The 15,767-nt window shown below is 62.8% G+C and carries 14 protein-coding genes; 11 read left to right on the forward strand and 3 right to left on the reverse strand.

The genetic code is table 11. The features are described from left to right. Positions 1 to 15: 15 nt before the first annotated feature. From lpxB to PHX69_RS09455, 7 genes are all read left to right on the forward strand, one after another. Positions 16 to 1,176: a lipid-A-disaccharide synthase gene (gene lpxB, locus PHX69_RS09425; RefSeq protein ID WP_288043471.1), complete on the forward strand. Its 1,161-nt coding sequence runs from the start codon at positions 16 to 18 to the stop codon at positions 1,174 to 1,176. Further along, a complete protein-coding gene (gene rnhB, locus PHX69_RS09430; RefSeq protein WP_288043473.1) occupies positions 1,148 to 1,783 on the forward strand; it encodes a ribonuclease HII in 636 nt (211 codons plus the stop codon). The genes lpxB and rnhB overlap by 29 nt, the downstream gene beginning before the upstream one ends. After that, positions 1,780 to 2,556, forward strand: coding sequence for a TrmH family RNA methyltransferase (locus PHX69_RS09435; RefSeq protein WP_288043475.1), 777 nt, complete (start codon positions 1,780 to 1,782; stop codon positions 2,554 to 2,556). Before rnhB ends, PHX69_RS09435 begins: the two co-directional genes overlap by 4 nt. Before the next feature lie 197 nt (positions 2,557 to 2,753). After that, positions 2,754 to 3,929, forward strand: a complete 1,176-nt coding sequence (gene carA / locus PHX69_RS09440; RefSeq protein ID WP_288043476.1) for a glutamine-hydrolyzing carbamoyl-phosphate synthase small subunit — start codon at positions 2,754 to 2,756, stop codon at positions 3,927 to 3,929. Continuing rightward, positions 3,929 to 7,174 (forward strand): carbamoyl-phosphate synthase large subunit, encoded by a 3,246-nt coding sequence (carB, locus tag PHX69_RS09445; RefSeq protein WP_288043478.1) that lies wholly within the window; start codon positions 3,929 to 3,931, stop codon positions 7,172 to 7,174. Before carA ends, carB begins: the two co-directional genes overlap by 1 nt. A 157-nt stretch (positions 7,175 to 7,331) precedes the next feature. Then, positions 7,332 to 7,808 carry a transcription elongation factor GreA gene (gene greA / locus PHX69_RS09450; protein ID WP_119012839.1) on the forward strand — a complete coding sequence of 159 codons (477 nt, stop codon included), beginning with the start codon at positions 7,332 to 7,334 and terminating at the stop codon, positions 7,806 to 7,808. A 23-nt stretch (positions 7,809 to 7,831) separates the two neighbouring features. After that, on the forward strand, positions 7,832 to 8,278 hold the full coding sequence (locus tag PHX69_RS09455) for a DUF4149 domain-containing protein (RefSeq protein WP_288043480.1): 447 nt from the start codon (positions 7,832 to 7,834) through the stop codon (positions 8,276 to 8,278). A 46-nt stretch (positions 8,279 to 8,324) separates the two neighbouring features. Here PHX69_RS09455 and PHX69_RS09460 read toward each other — a convergent pair whose 3' ends face one another. Further along, positions 8,325 to 9,074: a glycosyltransferase gene (locus tag PHX69_RS09460; RefSeq protein WP_119012798.1), complete on the reverse strand. Its 750-nt coding sequence runs from the start codon at positions 9,072 to 9,074 to the stop codon at positions 8,325 to 8,327. A gap of 4 nt (positions 9,075 to 9,078) precedes the next feature. Continuing rightward, on the reverse strand, positions 9,079 to 9,555 hold the full coding sequence (locus tag PHX69_RS09465; protein ID WP_119012797.1) for a YhbY family RNA-binding protein: 477 nt from the start codon (positions 9,553 to 9,555) through the stop codon (positions 9,079 to 9,081). A gap of 107 nt (positions 9,556 to 9,662) precedes the next feature. Between PHX69_RS09465 and PHX69_RS09470 the strand changes: the two genes are divergently transcribed. From PHX69_RS09470 to glmM, 4 genes are all read left to right on the forward strand, one after another. After that, a complete protein-coding gene (locus PHX69_RS09470) occupies positions 9,663 to 10,325 on the forward strand; it encodes an RlmE family RNA methyltransferase (protein ID WP_119012790.1) in 663 nt (220 codons plus the stop codon). Between the two features lie 155 nt (positions 10,326 to 10,480). Further along, positions 10,481 to 12,400: an ATP-dependent zinc metalloprotease FtsH gene (gene ftsH, locus PHX69_RS09475; protein ID WP_119012789.1), complete on the forward strand. Its 1,920-nt coding sequence runs from the start codon at positions 10,481 to 10,483 to the stop codon at positions 12,398 to 12,400. Between the two features lie 75 nt (positions 12,401 to 12,475). Further along, complete coding sequence (gene folP, locus PHX69_RS09480; RefSeq protein WP_288043482.1) at positions 12,476 to 13,318, forward strand: dihydropteroate synthase; 843 nt, start codon at positions 12,476 to 12,478, stop codon at positions 13,316 to 13,318. A 61-nt stretch (positions 13,319 to 13,379) separates the two neighbouring features. Next, positions 13,380 to 14,714 carry a phosphoglucosamine mutase gene (glmM, locus tag PHX69_RS09485; RefSeq protein ID WP_119012787.1) on the forward strand — a complete coding sequence of 445 codons (1,335 nt, stop codon included), beginning with the start codon at positions 13,380 to 13,382 and terminating at the stop codon, positions 14,712 to 14,714. 93 nt (positions 14,715 to 14,807) lie between these two features. Here the strand turns inward: glmM and PHX69_RS09490 are convergent. Further along, the coding region (locus PHX69_RS09490; protein ID WP_288043484.1) for a putative bifunctional diguanylate cyclase/phosphodiesterase at positions 14,808 to 15,767 on the reverse strand (960 nt) is incomplete at its 5' end.

A 15,767-nucleotide genomic window follows, 5' to 3' on the forward strand; every position in this document is an offset into this window, starting at 1 on the left:
CGCTGAGAGCGCACCATGCCAAACCACACCCCCCGCGTCGCGATGGTGGCGGGCGAGACCTCGGGCGATCTGCTCGCGGGCTTGCTGCTCGATGGCCTGCAAGACCTGTGGCCGGGCCTGCCCAGCGGCGGCATTGGCGGCGCGCAGATGGCCCAGCGCGGCTTTGACGCCTGGTGGCCCAGCGAGAAGCTGGCCGTCCACGGCTACAGCTTTGAACTGCTGCGTCGCCTGGCTGAAATCATCGGTATCCGCAAAAAGCTGCGCGCGCGCCTGCTGCAAGACAAGCCCGACGTGTTCATCGGCGTCGATGCGCCCGACTTCAACCTGGGCCTGGAAGCGGACCTGCGTGCTTCGGGCATCAAGACCGTGCATTTCGTCTGCCCGTCCATCTGGGCCTGGCGTGCCGAGCGCATCGAGAAGATACGCCGCGCAGCCGACCATGTGCTGTGCATCTTCCCGTTCGAGCCCGAGCTGCTGGCAGGCCACGGCATTGCCGCCACTTACGTTGGCCACCCGCTGGCGGGCGTGATTCCTTTGGAGCCTGACCGCACAGCCGCCCGCGCCCGCCTGGGCCTGGCCGAGGGCGAGCCGGTGCTGGCCATTTTGCCGGGCAGCCGTTCTGCCGAGGTGCAGTACATCGCACCAGGATTTTTTCAGGCTGCAGCCCTTATTCGGCACGCGCTTCCAGCTATCAAAATGATAGTCCCTGCGGTGCCCGCATTGCATGAGCGCCTCAAGCGCATGGCGCACGACTGCGGCCTGGGCGATGCCCTGACCATCGTGGCCGGGCAGTCGCACACCGTGCTGGCCGCCTGTGACGTGACGCTGATTGCCAGTGGCACGGCCACGCTGGAGGCCGCGCTGTTCAAGCGCCCCATGGTCATCAGCTACCGCATGCACCCCTGGAGCTGGCGCCTGATGCGGCGCAAGCAATTGCAACCCTGGGTGGGACTGCCCAATATCCTGTGCGGCGATTTCGTCGTGCCCGAACTGCTCCAGGATGCCGCCACGCCGCAGGCCTTGAGCGCCGCTGTGCTTGACTGGTTTGCTGCCCGACAGCACCAGCCTGAACGTATTTCCGCGCTGCACCAGCGCTTTGCCGCGCTGCACCACAGCCTGCGGCGCAACACCCCCCAATTGGCCGCCGATGCGATCCGCAAAGTTCTCACTGCCTGAACAGCATTGCCTGCAATGGCACCCACCGGGTCTGATCGCTGGAGTGGACGAGGCGGGCCGGGGCCCGCTGGCCGGGCCGGTGGTGGCCGCTGCCGTCATCCTCGACGACCTGCACCCGATTGCCGGCCTGGCCGACTCCAAAAAGCTCACCGCCGCCCGGCGCGAGGCGCTGTTCGATGAAATCCGTGCCAAAGCGCTGTGTTGCAGCATTGCCGAAGCCAGCGTCGAAGAAATTGACCGCCTCAACATCCTGCAAGCCACGCTCCTGGCCATGCGCCGCGCGGTGCTGGGCCTGCGACTCAAGCCGGTGATGGTGCTGGTCGATGGCAACCGGCTGCCCGTGATCGATGTGCCCGCCGAAGCCATTGTCAAGGGCGATGCGCTGGTGCCCGCCATTTCGGCGGCCTCCATCCTGGCCAAGGTGCACCGCGACCGCTGGTGCGCGCAGGTGCATGCCCAGTACCCTGAATACGGTTTTGCCGGGCACAAGGGCTACGGCACGGCAGCCCACCTGGCCGCACTGCGCGCGCACGGCGCTAGCCCGCTGCACCGCAGCACCTTCGCGCCCGTGGCGCAGCTTTTACACCGGCACGAGAGCCCCGCATGACATCTGCCCCCATCACCCATATCCAGTCGCGCGACAACGCTTTCGTCAAAGACCTGCGCCGTCTGGCCCAAGACAGCACGGCCTACCGCAAGCAGGGCCGGGTGTGGCTGGAGGGCGACCACCTGTGCCGCGCTGCGCTGGCGCGTGGCCTGGTGCCCGCAGTGGCTGTTTTTTCAGAGTCTTTTTGGCCTCAGGCGCCCGCCCAGTATGCGCAAACAGCTATCAAAATCATAGTTCTGGCCGATGCCCTGTTCGCCGACATCAGCGGCCTGGAGTCGCCCGCGCAAATGGGCTACGTGGTGGAACTGCCCGCGCCGCCTGCGCTGCTGCCCGATGCGGCCACGGTGGTGCTCGACCGGGTGCAGGACGCGGGCAATGTAGGGTCGATTTTGCGCAGCGCGGCGGCTTTTGGCTTTGGCCAGGTGCTGGCGCTCAAAGGCACGGCAGCGCTGTGGGCGCCCAAGGTGCTGCGCGCGGGCATGGGCGCGCACTTTGGCCTGTGCCTGATCGAGTCCGCCGAGCCCGCGCTGCTCGATGCCCTGCAAGTGCCGCTCATCGTCACCAGCTCGCACCAGGGCGATTTGATCCAGCAGCAGCGCCTGCCCTGGCCTTGCGCCTGGGCCATGGGCCACGAAGGGCAGGGCGTGGGCCAGGCCGTGGCCGCGCGCGCACAGCGGGCGGTGCGCATTGGCCAGCCAGGGGGCGAGGAGTCGCTCAACGTGGCGGCGGCGGCGGCGATTTGTCTGCACGCCAGCGCCATCAGCGCCGTTTGAGAGCCAGCGCAGTCCCACTGGGAACCCGGGTTTTCCCGGGTGAAGGCGGCGCCAGGCGGCTGCCGCTGGCTATAATGGGCGGCTTTCCCGCACCCTCATACGCCTAGCGCAGCTTCAAGCCTAATCCCACAAAAGCTTTTGCAAGAGACTTCTCTCTTGCTCCGCTGGGCGTAACCGTAACCAACCCGGAGAACCCAGTGCTTTTGTCTCTACAGGGAAATTTCCCGCCCGCCATTCTGGCGCTCGCAGACGGCACGGTCTTTATCGGCAATTCGATTGGTGCCACCGGCACCACCGTCGGCGAGGTGGTGTTCAACACCGCCATGACCGGCTACCAGGAAGTCCTCACTGACCCCAGCTACTGCCAGCAGATCGTGACGCTCACGTATCCGCACATTGGCAACTATGGGGTCAATACCGAGGACGTCGAAGCCCATAAAGTCCATGCCGCAGGTTTGATCATCAAAGACCTGCCCTTGCTCGCCAGCAACTTCCGCTCCACTGAAACGCTCTCGCAGTACCTGGTGCGCGAGAACACGGTGGCCATTGCCAACATCGACACCCGCCAGCTCACGCGCCTGCTGCGTGCCAAAGGGGCGCAAAACGGCTGCATCCTGGGCCTGCCTGCGGGCCAGGCCGTGTCGCAAGCGCATATCGACCAGGCCCTGGCGGCTGCGCGCACGGCGCCCGCCATGGTGGGCCTGGACTTGGCCAAGGTGGTGTCCACGCAGCAGTCCTACGTCTGGAACCAGACCGAGTGGAAGCTGGGCAGCGGCTACGGTGAACAAGCTGCACCGCGTTTTCACGTGGTGGCTTACGACTTCGGCATCAAGTTCAACATCCTGCGCATGCTGGCCGAGCGTGGCTGCAAAGTCACCGTGGTGCCCGCGCAAACACCTGCGGCGCAGGTGCTGGCATTGCAACCCGACGGCGTCTTCCTGTCCAACGGCCCCGGCGACCCGCAGCCTTGCGACTACGCCATTGCCGCTGCACGCGAGCTGGTGGCCACAGGCATTCCCACCTTCGGTATTTGTCTGGGCCACCAGATCATGGCGCTGGCCGCTGGTGCCAAGACCTTCAAGATGGGCCATGGCCACCACGGTGCCAACCACCCGGTCAAAGACCTGGACACGGGGCGCGTCAGCATCACCAGCCAGAACCACGGTTTTGCGGTAGACAAAGACTCGCTGCCCGCCCACCTGCGCGCCACGCATGTGAGCCTGTTTGATGGCACGTTGCAGGGCCTGGCCCACACCGACCAACCCGCGTTCAGCTTTCAGGGCCACCCTGAAGCATCGCCCGGCCCGCACGACATTGCCTACCTGTTTGACCGCTTCACGGCCCTGATGGCCACGGCCCAGGAGAAGAAATAATGCCAAAGCGCACAGACATCAAAAGCGTCCTCATCATCGGCGCGGGCCCCATCATCATTGGCCAGGCCTGCGAGTTCGACTACTCGGGCGTGCAAGCCTGCAAGGCGCTGCGCGAAGAGGGCTACAAGGTCATCCTGATCAACAGCAACCCTGCCACGATCATGACCGACCCGGCCACCGCCGACGTCACCTACATCGAGCCCATCACTTGGCAGACGGTCGAGAAGATCATCGCCAAAGAGCGCCCCGATGCCATCTTGCCCACCATGGGCGGCCAGACTGCGCTGAATTGCGCGCTCGACCTGTGGCACCACGGCGTGCTCGACAAGTACAAGGTGGAACTGATCGGTGCCACGCCCGAGGCCATCGACAAGGCCGAAGACCGCCTGAAGTTCAAAGATGCCATGACCAAAATTGGTCTGGGCTCGGCGCGCTCTGGCATCGCCCACAGCATGGACGAAGCCTGGGCCGTGCAAAAGGAAATGGGTTTTCCCACCGTGATCCGCCCCAGCTTCACGCTGGGCGGCACGGGTGGCGGCATTGCCTACAACCCCGAAGAGTTTGAAACCATCTGCAAGCGCGGCCTGGAGGCCTCGCCCACCAACGAGCTGCTGATCGAAGAGTCGCTGCTGGGCTGGAAAGAGTACGAGATGGAAGTGGTGCGCGACAAGGCGGACAACTGCATCATCATCTGCTCGATCGAAAACCTCGACCCCATGGGCGTACACACCGGTGACTCGATCACTGTGGCTCCTGCGCAGACCCTGACCGACAAGGAATACCAGGTCATGCGCAATGCCAGCCTGGCGGTGCTGCGCGAGATCGGTGTGGACACGGGCGGCTCCAACGTGCAGTTCTCGATCAACCCCAAGGACGGCCGCATGGTCGTGATCGAGATGAACCCGCGCGTCTCGCGCTCCTCGGCGCTGGCTTCCAAGGCCACGGGTTTCCCGATTGCCAAGGTGGCGGCCAAACTGGCCGTGGGCTATACGCTGGACGAGCTGCGCAACGACATCACGGGTGGTGCCACGCCAGCGTCGTTCGAGCCTTCCATTGACTACGTGGTCACCAAGATTCCGCGTTTTGCCTTTGAGAAGTTCCCCACCGCCGACAGCCGCCTGACCACGCAGATGAAGTCTGTCGGTGAGGTCATGGCCATGGGCCGTACCTTCCAGGAATCCTTCCAGAAAGCCCTGCGCGGCCTGGAAGTGGGCGTGGACGGCATGAACGAAAAAACGCAAGACCGCGAAGTGCTGGAGCGCGAGCTGGGCGAACCCGGCCCTGAGCGCATCTGGTACGTGGGTGATGCGTTTGCCATGGGCCTGTCGGTGGACGAAGTATTCGAGCTGACCAAAATCGACCGCTGGTTCCTGGTGCAGATCGAGCAGATCGTGAAGATTGAGCTGGACATTGACCAACTCGCCGCCGACAAAGGCGAGGGCGCACTGGCGGCACTGGATGCCACCACGCTGCGCACGCTCAAGCAAAAGGGCTTTTCGGATCGCCGCCTGGCCAAGCTGCTCAAAACCACTGAAAAGGCCGTGCGCGACCAGCGCCGCGCCCTGAACGTGCGCCCCGTGTACAAGCGCGTGGACACCTGCGCTGCCGAGTTTGCTACCGATACGGCCTACCTGTACTCGACCTATGAGGACGAGTGCGAGGCCGAACCCACCGACAAGAAAAAGATCATGGTGCTGGGCGGTGGCCCCAACCGCATTGGCCAGGGTATCGAGTTTGACTACTGCTGCGTGCACGCCGCTTTGGCCATGCGCGAAGACGGTTACGAAACCATCATGGTCAACTGCAACCCTGAAACGGTGTCCACCGACTACGACACCTCGGACCGCCTGTATTTCGAGCCGGTCACGCTGGAAGATGTGCTGGAAATCGTGGACAAGGAAAAGCCCGTGGGCGTCATCGTGCAGTACGGCGGCCAGACCCCGCTGAAGCTGGCGCTGGGCCTGGAGGCCGAAGGCGTGCCAATCATCGGCACCAGCCCCGACATGATCGATGCTGCCGAAGACCGCGAGCGTTTCCAAAAGCTGCTGCATGACCTGAACCTCAAGCAGCCGCCCAACGCCACCGCCCGTACTGAAGCCGATGCGCTGGAAAAAGCCGCTGCCCTGGGCTACCCCTTGGTGGTGCGCCCCAGCTATGTGCTGGGTGGCCGCGCGATGGAAATCGTCCACGAGCAGCGCGACCTGGAGCGCTACATGCGCGAAGCCGTGAAGGTGAGCAACGACTCGCCCGTGCTGCTGGACCGCTTCCTCTCCAACGCCATCGAGTGCGATGTGGACTGCGTGCGCGATTCGGCTGGCGTCACCTTCATCGGTGGCGTGATGGAGCACATCGAGCAGGCTGGCGTGCACAGCGGCGACTCGGCCTGCTCCCTGCCGCCGTACTACCTGTCCAAGGCCACGGTCGATGAGATCAAGCGCCAAACGGCGGCCATGGCCGAGGGCCTGTCGGTGGTGGGCCTGATGAACGTGCAGTTCGCCATTCAAGAAGTGGATGGCCAGGACGTGATTTACGTGCTCGAAGTAAACCCGCGTGCCTCGCGCACGGTGCCATTTGTCAGCAAGGCCACGGGCATCCAGCTGGCCAAAGTGGCTGCACGCTGCATGGCCGGGCAGACGCTGGCATCGCAAGGTATCACCAAGGAAGTCACACCGCCGTATTTCAGCGTGAAAGAGGCCGTGTTCCCCTTCGTCAAGTTCCCCGGCGTGGACACCATTCTCGGCCCCGAGATGAAGTCCACCGGTGAAGTGATGGGTGTGGGCAAAACCTTCGGTGAAGCCTTCGTCAAGAGCCAGCTCGGCGCCGGTACCAAGCTGCCCACCTCGGGCAAGGTGTTTCTGACGGTGAAGAACGCCGACAAGGCGCGTGCCGTGGACATCGCCCGCCAGCTCGTGGCCCTGGGCTTTGAGCTGGTCGCTACCAAAGGCACTGCCGCTGCCATTGAGGCCGCTGGTGTGCCCGTCAAGGTGGTCAACAAGGTGACGGAAGGCCGTCCGCACATCGTGGACATGATCAAGAACAACGAGATTGTCATGGTCATCAACACGGTGGAAGAGCGCCGCAATGCCATCGCTGACTCGCGTGCCATCCGTACCAGCTCGTTGCTGGCGCGGGTGACCACCTTCACCACCATTTTTGGTGCGGAGGCGGCTGTCGAAGGTATGCAGCACATGGAGCAGCTGGATGTGATTTCCGTACAGGAAATGCACGCCCAACTCGTGGCCTGAGCCATGCCAAAGGCGGCATAATTGCTGCCTGAATCAACACCGCCGCGCGGCAACGTGCGGCGGTTTGCTTTTGGGGCGTCGCAATGGCACGTGAGGGTGCCCGACGCGGATTTTGCCGTGCCCTGCGCGGTGCATGAAGTTTGTGGAGACTGAAAAAATGGCCACCATTCCGATTACCAAGCGCGGTGCTGAAAAGCTCAAAACGGAGCTGCACCGTCTCAAAACTGTTGACCGCCCAGCGGTGATTGCGGCCATTGCCGAGGCCCGTGCCCAGGGCGACCTGAGCGAAAACGCCGAGTACGAAGCTGCCAAAGACCGCCAAGGTTTTATCGAAGGCCGTATCCAAGAGGTCGAGGGCAAACTGTCGGCTGCGCAGATCATTGACCCCAGCAGCATCGATGCCGAAGGCCGTGTGGTGTTTGGCGCCACTGTGGCGCTGGAAGATGAAGAGTCTGGCGATGCCGTCACCTACCAGATCGTGGGCGAAGACGAGGCTGACCTCAAGCTGGGGTTGATCAACATCAGCAGCCCGATCGCCCGCGCGCTCATCGGCAAGGAAGAGGGCGATACTGCCGAGGTGCAGGCACCCGGTGGCATCCGCCGCTATGAAATCGTGGGCGTCAGCTACGTCTGAGCGCTGCGCACGCCTTGAATACCATGACGCTGCGCTTGCCTGTGCTGGTGGCTGCCCTGTGGTGGGGTAGCTTGACGACGATCGGGTTTCTGGTCGTGCCCTTGTTGTTTGCACATTTGCCCAGCCCTGCGCTGGCGGGCGGGATGGCCGCCCGCCTGTTTGCCGCGCAAACCTGGATGTCGGTGGCCTGCTGCATGGTGCTGCTCATGATTTCAAGGCCAAAGGGGTCTGTAACGCCCTATCCATGGGCGCGAGCAGCTATTGTTTTTATAGTCGGTGGATTGCTGCTGGCGCTGGTGTCACAGTTTGGCGTGGCGCCACGCATCGTGGCCCGGCAGGATCTGCGCCTGTGGCATACCCTGGGCACGGTGCTCTACCTGGTTCAGTGGTGCTGCGCGCTGGTAGTGCTGTGGCGCACGCTGCCCCGACCTGAGGCGCCTGCCGCGCCCACCGGGGGCACTGCACCGTAGCGCCGCCGTGTGGGAGATAGCGGGGGGCTAGATGCAGGCGCGGGCGTTACTCGTGCCAGTGCTCTGCCACCCAGGTGGCGGGCTGGATAAAGCGAAAACGCCGGTTGCGCCGTCCAGCCAAGGCATCGGGCGGGTTGCATTCGCCGTGAAAAATCACAATCCGGGCGCCGGGCGGCACAAAAGGGGCCTTCCAGTAGTTGCTGGGCCAAGGCGGTATGCCGTGGTATTTGAAGCTGGGGCACCAGGCTGTGGGCCAGTACGCCAGCTTGCCTTGCCGGTGGAGAAAATCCGACAAATAGGCCTGCTCGTTGCGAAACTGTCGGCGGATGGTGTCAAAGTGGCCGCGAAAGTATTCCAGCACGTCCGGGTGCGCGCCCAGTTCGAAGCGGTACACCGAAGAGTTTCCGGTGATGCGCCAAGGCCGTTTGTAGTCGTGGATGATGAGAAATGCACCAGGCTGGGTGAAAAAATCATCCAGGCTGCCGGTGATCACCACGTCCACGTCCAGAAACAGCGCAGTGCCGCGCAGCCCGTGCAGGTCGGCGCTGAAGGTGGCCAGCTTGTTCCAGCCGCGCTCGGGAATGCCCGCAGGCAAGTCCAGGGGAGGGATAGGCAGGCACTGCACCTCTGGGCGGATGCCGGTGCTGTCGTCAGTCAGGCAGACGAAATGAAAGTCGCCACTGAGGTGGCGGCGCACCATGGCATAGAGGCGGTTGACGTACTCGGGGCCGTATTTGCGGCCCCATTTCATGCAGATCACATGGCGCTGCTGCGCCACGGTAGCTGTCTGGGCCATGGGGTCAGTCGGCTTGGCGTTTCTTGACGGAAGTGGGCTTGCGTTTCTTGGCGCGTTTGATCTGTCCACCCGGTGTCAGGCGCTGGTTGCCCAGCACACGCAGGGTTTTGATTTCGGGACGCTGGCCGCCACGTTTGCTGTATTTCAGCACCTTGACGTCCTTGGGGCCTGGCATGCGGTCTTCATCGACGGCACGTTCCTTGTCGGGCTGTGGGCGCCACAGTACCAGCAGCTTGCCAATGTGCTGTACGGGGGCAGCGTTCAATTCGGCAGCCAGTTCCTGGTACATCAGTTCGCGGGCGGCGCGGTCGTCGTTGAAGACGCGCACCTTGATGAGACCGTGGGCGTTGAGGGCAGCGTCCACTTCCTTGCGCACGCCAGGGGTCAGGCCATCGCCGCCAATCAGCACGACGGGGGCAAGGTGGTGGGCGGCAGCGCGTTGTTCCCGGCGCTCGGCCGGAGTCAGTTCAATTTGAGGCATGGGCCGTATTATGTCTGCGGCCCGGAGCAAGGCACTTTCATTTCGCTTTGCGAAATGAGCCTTCGATGCAATCGGTCAGGCCGATTGTCGAGAGACAATGGACGTGTATGAAAGTCAAAACCCAAAGCAAGAAGGTCAACAAGGCCTGGTTGAACGACCATGTCAACGACACCTACGTCAAATTGGCCAAACTGGAAGGGTTTCGCGCCCGTGCTGCCTACAAGCTCAAAGAGATTGATGAACAGTTCGGATTGATCCGGCCTGGACAGATCGTGGTGGATTTGGGTAGTACGCCCGGTGCCTGGAGCCAGTATGTACGCCGCCGCCTGTCGCCCCAGGGGGCAGCTTCCGGTACGCTCAATGGCACCATTATTTCGCTGGATATTTTGCCCATGGAGCCGGTGGAGGGCGTGCTGTTCATTCAGGGCGATTTTCGTGAGCCGGATGTGCTGGCGCAGCTCGAAGAGGCCATGCAAGGGCGCCAGGCTGATGTGGTGGTGTCAGACATGGCGCCCAACCTGTCAGGAATTGGTGCCACGGATGCAGCGCGCATTGAGCACCTGGTGGAACTGGCCGTGGATTTTGCCAGCCAGCATCTCAAACCCGAGGGAGCGCTGGTGGTGAAGCTGTTCCATGGCGGCGCCTACGCGCCTTTGGTGCAGCTGTTCAAAGACACTTTCCGTCTGGTCAAGCCCGTCAAGCCCAAGGCGTCGCGTGACAAATCCTCTGAAACCTTTTTGGTCGGTATCGGTCTGAAAAAGACGGTTTGATGCTGTTGATGGATTGATTTTCTGGCGTATTGCCGGACAAAAACCGCGTTCTTTCCATGGCTGCCAAGGGATATTGCGGCAGTCGCTTGGCTTGAAACGCCTAAAATCGGTCATATCTAAGTCATCTTCTTTTCGCACTCTCTCTGGAGTCCCGCTTGAATAATCAGTGGTTTTCAAAAGTCGCCGTATGGCTCGTTATCGCCATGGTGCTCTTCACCGTGTTCAAGCAGTTTGATACGCGTGCTGGCGCTGCTGCGGGTCATATCGGTTATTCGGAGTTTCTGGACGAGGTGCGCAACAACCGCATCCGCAGTGCCACCATCCAGGAAGGTCAGGGCGGCACCGAGATCGTGGCCGTTACCAACGATGACCGCAGAATCCGCACCACGGCCACCTACCTTGATCGGGGCTTGGTGGGCGACCTGATCAACAACAATGTCAAGTTTGACGTCAAGCCGCGCGAAGAGGGCTCGTTGCTCATGACCTTGCTGGTCAGCTGGGGCCCCATGCTGCTGCTGATTGGCGTGTGGGTGTACTTCATGCGCCAGATGCAGGGCGGTGGCAAAGGCGGTGCCTTCAGCTTTGGCAAGAGCAAAGCGCGCATGCTTGATGAAAACAACAACACAGTCACCTTTGCCGATGTGGCTGGCTGCGATGAGGCCAAGGAAGAAGTCAAGGAAGTTGTCGATTTTCTGAAAGACCCGCAGAAGTTCCAGAAGCTCGGTGGTCGCATTCCGCGTGGTTTGCTGCTGGTAGGCCCTCCTGGCACGGGCAAGACCTTGCTGGCCAAGTCCATCGCAGGTGAAGCCAAGGTGCCGTTCTTCAGCATCTCGGGCTCTGATTTTGTCGAAATGTTCGTTGGCGTGGGTGCAGCCCGCGTGCGCGACATGTTCGAGAACGCCAAAAAAAATGCCCCCTGCATCATCTTCATCGACGAAATTGACGCGGTGGGCCGTCAGCGCGGTGCTGGTCTGGGCGGTGGCAACGATGAGCGTGAGCAAACGCTGAACCAGATGCTGGTCGAGATGGACGGCTTCGAAACCAACCTGGGTGTGATCGTGGTGGCCGCCACCAACCGCCCTGACATTCTGGACGCCGCGCTGCTGCGTCCGGGCCGTTTTGACCGCCAGGTGTATGTCACGCTGCCCGACATCCGGGGTCGTGAGCAGATCCTCAACGTCCACATGCGCAAAATTCCGGTCAGTCAGGACGTGAATCCCGGCATCATTGCCCGTGGTACGCCCGGCATGTCGGGTGCTGACCTGGCCAACCTGTGTAACGAAGCCGCCTTGATGGCCGCGCGCCGCAACGCCCGCACTGTGGAGATGCAGGACTTTGAAAAGGCCAAGGACAAAATCCTCATGGGCCCTGAGCGCAAGAGCATGGTCATGCCCGAGGAAGAGCGCCGCAACACCGCGTACCACGAGTCCGGCCACGCATTGATCGGCAAGCTGCTGCCCAAGTGCGATCCAGTGCACAAGGTCACTATCATCCCGCGGGGCCGTGCGTTGGGTGTGACCATGAGCCTGCCCTCACAAGACCGCTACAGCTATGACAAGGAGTTCATGCTGAACCAGATCAGCATGCTGTTTGGTGGTCGCATCGCCGAAGAAGTGTTCATGCACCAGATGACCACCGGCGCCAGCAACGACTTCGAGCGTGCCACGCACATCGCCCGCGACATGGTGACGCGCTATGGCATGACCGATGCGCTGGGCCCTATGGTGTATGCCGAGAACGAGGGCGAAGTGTTCCTGGGCCGCTCGGTCACCAAGACCACCACCATGAGCGAGTCCACCATGAAGAAGGTGGATGACGAGGTGCGCAAGATCATCGATGAGCAGTACGCTTTGGCGCGCCGCCTGATCGAAGAAAACAGCGACAAGATGCACGCCATGGCCAAGGCGCTGTTGGAGTGGGAAACCATAGACACCGACCAGCTCGACGACATCATGGCTGGCAAGGCGCCGCGCCCCCCCAAAGACTGGACGCCGCGCACCCCATCCTCTGGTGGCGATGGTTCTGGCGGCGGTACGCCTGCGGTGGCTTCAGAGCCCGCCCCCACGGTGGCCTAACGCCCACTGACTGACTGACCACCACCACGACGGGGCCTTGTGCCCCGTTTTCCATTGTCTTTTGAAAGCTTGCCCATGCTTTGGCACACCTCCCGCTTCACTCTGGATTTGGCGCGTCCGCAGATCATGGGCATTGTCAACGCCACGCCGGATTCGTTCTCCGATGGAGGGCGTTATCTTTCCACCGCCGCCGCGCTGCGCCAGTGTGAGCAGCTGCTGCAAGACGGTGCCGATATTCTGGATATTGGTGGCGAATCCACCCGCCCGGGCAGCCCCGCCGTGGGTCTGGAAGAAGAGCTGGCCCGGGTGCTGCCCGTGGTGCGCGGCGCCGTCAGCCTGGGCGTGCCGGTGTCGGTGGACACCTACAAGCCCGAAGTGATGCAGGCGGTGCTGGATTTGGGCGCGGACATCGTCAACGACATCTGGGCGCTGCGCCAGCCTGGTGCCGCGCAGGTGGTGGCGCAACACCCGCGCTGTGGCGTTTGCCTGATGCACATGCATGGCGATCCGCAAACCATGCAGGTGCAACCCATGGCGGGCGGTGTGTTGCCACAGGTGCTCTCATTTTTAGAGCGCTCAGCGCAGGCCCTGCAAGCCTTGGGGGTCGAAAAGGCTCGAATTGTTCTCGACCCGGGCATTGGCTTTGGCAAAACCGTGGAGCAGAACTTTGCCCTGCTGGCCCGCCAAAGCGAGTTGCTGGCGCTGGGCTACCCGGTGCTGGCGGGGTGGTCGCGCAAATCATCGCTGGGCGCCGTCACCGGGTTGGACGTGGGCCAGCGCTTGCAGCCCAGCGTAGCGGCCGCACTGCTGGCCGTGGAGCACGGTGCCCGTGTGGTGCGTGTGCATGACGTGCGCGAAACCGCCCAGGCCCTGGCCGTGTGGCGCGCCATGGCATCGGCCCAGACGCCCGCGCCCTGACGCCTGCCATCGCCTGCGCTAGACTGCATTGGCACCTTTTTGAAGCACCACCACCGATCCCATGACGCAAAAATACTTTGGCACCGACGGCATTCGCGGCACCGTCGGCCAGGCACCCATCACCCCTGACTTTGTCCTGCGCCTGGCGCACGCCGTAGGCCGCGTGTTGAAGCGCACCGAAGAGCGTCCCATGGTGCTGATCGGCAAGGACACGCGCATTTCGGGCTACATGCTGGAGAGCGCGCTGGAGTCGGGCTTCAACTCGGCGGGTGTCGATGTGCTGTTGCTGGGCCCCTTGCCCACGCCTGGCGTGGCCTACCTCACGCGGGCACAGCGTGCCAGCCTGGGTGTGGTCATCAGCGCCAGCCACAACGCCTACCCGGACAACGGCATCAAGTTTTTCAATGCCCAGGGCTCCAAGCTGCCCGATGCCTGGGAGCTGGCCGTAGAGGCAGCGCTCGATGAGGCGCCAGTCTGGGTGGATTCGGCCTCGCTGGGCAAGACACGCCGCCTCGATGACGCGGCCGGGCGCTACATCGAGTTCTGCAAAAGCACCTTTCCCCACGACCTCACGCTCAAGGGTCTGAAAATCGTGGTCGATGCAGCCCACGGTGCGGCCTACCACATCGCGCCCAAGGTGTTCCATGAGCTGGGTGCCGAGGTAATTGCCATTGGCTGTGCGCCCGATGGCCTCAACATCAACCATGAGGTCGGCGCCACGCACCCGGATGCGCTGGTGCGCGCCGTGCGCGCCAACCATGCCGATTACGGTATTGCCCTCGATGGCGATGCCGATCGCCTGCAAATGGTGGATGCTGCTGGGCGCCTCTATAACGGTGACGAACTGCTCTACCTGATGGTTTGCGACCGCATGGGCCGCGATGAGCACGTGCCCGGTGTAGTGGGCACGCTGATGACCAACATGGCCGTGGAACTGGCTTTGCACGCACGCGGTGTCAAGTTGGAGCGCGCCAAGGTGGGCGACCGCCATGTGCTCGAAGCGCTGGCGCGCCACCGTTGGGTGCTGGGCGGCGAGGGCTCGGGCCACCTGCTGGTGCTGGACAAGCACACCACCGGCGATGGCCTGGTCAGTGCGTTGCAGGTGCTGCAATACTGCGTGCGCAGCGGCCAGAGCCTGGCGCATTTGCTGGCCGACTTGACCCTGTTTCCGCAGGTGCTGCTGAACGTGCGCTTGCGCCCCGGCCAGGATTGGAAGGGCAATGCCCGGCTGGCGCAAACCATCCAGAAGATCGAGGCCGATCTGGGGCAGGCTGGGCGGGTGCTGATCCGCCCCAGTGGCACCGAGCCGCTGCTGCGCATCATGGTGGAAGCGCGCGACGCCGCCGTGGCCAGCGACTGCGCCGAGCGCCTGGCCGAAGCGGCACGGGCTGATTGATTTTGCTATTTATTTAATAGCTGGTGGCGCCCACTGAGCGGGCGTTAGAAGCTATTTTTATATGTAATCAAGGGCCTGTGGAGGCCCTCTGGTTCAGCACAGCAACTGGGCTGCCAGCAGCGCCTGCAATTGCGCTGCGGGCTGTGGCCTGCCGCAGTGATAGCCTTGGGCCTCGGTGCAGCCCTGCTCACGCAAAAAGGCCAGTTGCCCTATGGTTTCCACCCCTTCGGCGATGGTTTGCATGCCCAGGGCCTGTGCCATGCGGATGATGGCGCTGACGATGGCGCGGTCGTTGGCATCGTCGTCCAGATCGCGCACAAACGACTGGTCGATCTTGAGCTTGTAAATCGGAAAGCGCTTGAGCTGGCTGAGCGATGAGTAGCCCGTGCCAAAGTCGTCCATGGACAGCCGAATGCCGCAAGCGTGCAGTTGGTCCATGGTGGCGATGGCAGCGCGTGGGTCGTCCATGGCCACCCCTTCGGTCAGCTCCAGTTCCAGGCAGCCGGGTTCCAGGCCGGTTTCTGCCAGTGTGCGTTTGATGATTTCGGGCAGTTGCGGCTGGCGAAACTGCACGGCCGACAGGTTGACTGCCATGGTTTTCAGGGCAAAGCCCTGGTTGCGCCACACCCGCAGCTGTACCAGTGCCTGGCGCAACACCCATTCGCCAATCGGCAAGATTTGTCCGCAGTCTTCGGCCACCGGAATGAACTCTGCGGGCGATACCTGGCCCAGCTCCGGGTGCTGCCAGCGCAGCAGTGCCTCGACCCCGGTGAGCTGGCCGGTGGTGATGCAGACCTGGGGCTGGTAGTGCAGCGTGAACTGGTCGCGCTCCAGAGCGCGGCGCAGGGCGTTTTCCAGTTGCAGCGCGCGCACCGACTGGGCCCGCATTTCGGGGGTGAAAAAGCTGTACGTGTTGCGCCCTACCAGTTTGGCGCGGTACATGGCCACGTCAGCGGCCTGGTTCAGGGTGTCGAAGTCGGTGCCATCCTCGGGGTACAGCGCAATGCCCATGGAGGGGGCCATGGTCAGCTCGTGGTGGTCTATCTGGTAGGG

Origin of the sequence: Simplicispira sp. (assembly GCF_028687295.1) — a bacterium.
Taxonomy (GTDB): domain Bacteria; phylum Pseudomonadota; class Gammaproteobacteria; order Burkholderiales; family Burkholderiaceae_C; genus Simplicispira; species Simplicispira metamorpha.

What these genes read in the sequence shown, in the direction of transcription:
- PHX69_RS09460 (WP_119012798.1), bottom strand. Translation starts at nt 9,074, where the DNA reads ATGGCCCAGACAGCTACCGTGGCGCAGCAGCGCCATGTGATCTGCATG.
- PHX69_RS09465 (WP_119012797.1), bottom strand. Translation starts at nt 9,555, where the DNA reads ATGCCTCAAATTGAACTGACTCCGGCCGAGCGCCGGGAACAACGCGCT.
- PHX69_RS09435 (WP_288043475.1), top strand. Translation starts at nt 1,780, where the DNA reads ATGACATCTGCCCCCATCACCCATATCCAGTCGCGCGACAACGCTTTC.
- greA (WP_119012839.1), top strand. Translation starts at nt 7,332, where the DNA reads ATGGCCACCATTCCGATTACCAAGCGCGGTGCTGAAAAGCTCAAAACG.
- folP (WP_288043482.1), top strand. Translation starts at nt 12,476, where the DNA reads ATGCTTTGGCACACCTCCCGCTTCACTCTGGATTTGGCGCGTCCGCAG.
- carB (WP_288043478.1), top strand. Translation starts at nt 3,929, where the DNA reads ATGCCAAAGCGCACAGACATCAAAAGCGTCCTCATCATCGGCGCGGGC.
- glmM (WP_119012787.1), top strand. Translation starts at nt 13,380, where the DNA reads ATGACGCAAAAATACTTTGGCACCGACGGCATTCGCGGCACCGTCGGC.
- PHX69_RS09470 (WP_119012790.1), top strand. Translation starts at nt 9,663, where the DNA reads ATGAAAGTCAAAACCCAAAGCAAGAAGGTCAACAAGGCCTGGTTGAAC.
- rnhB (WP_288043473.1), top strand. Translation starts at nt 1,148, where the DNA reads ATGCGATCCGCAAAGTTCTCACTGCCTGAACAGCATTGCCTGCAATGG.
- lpxB (WP_288043471.1), top strand. Translation starts at nt 16, where the DNA reads ATGCCAAACCACACCCCCCGCGTCGCGATGGTGGCGGGCGAGACCTCG.
- PHX69_RS09455 (WP_288043480.1), top strand. Translation starts at nt 7,832, where the DNA reads ATGACGCTGCGCTTGCCTGTGCTGGTGGCTGCCCTGTGGTGGGGTAGC.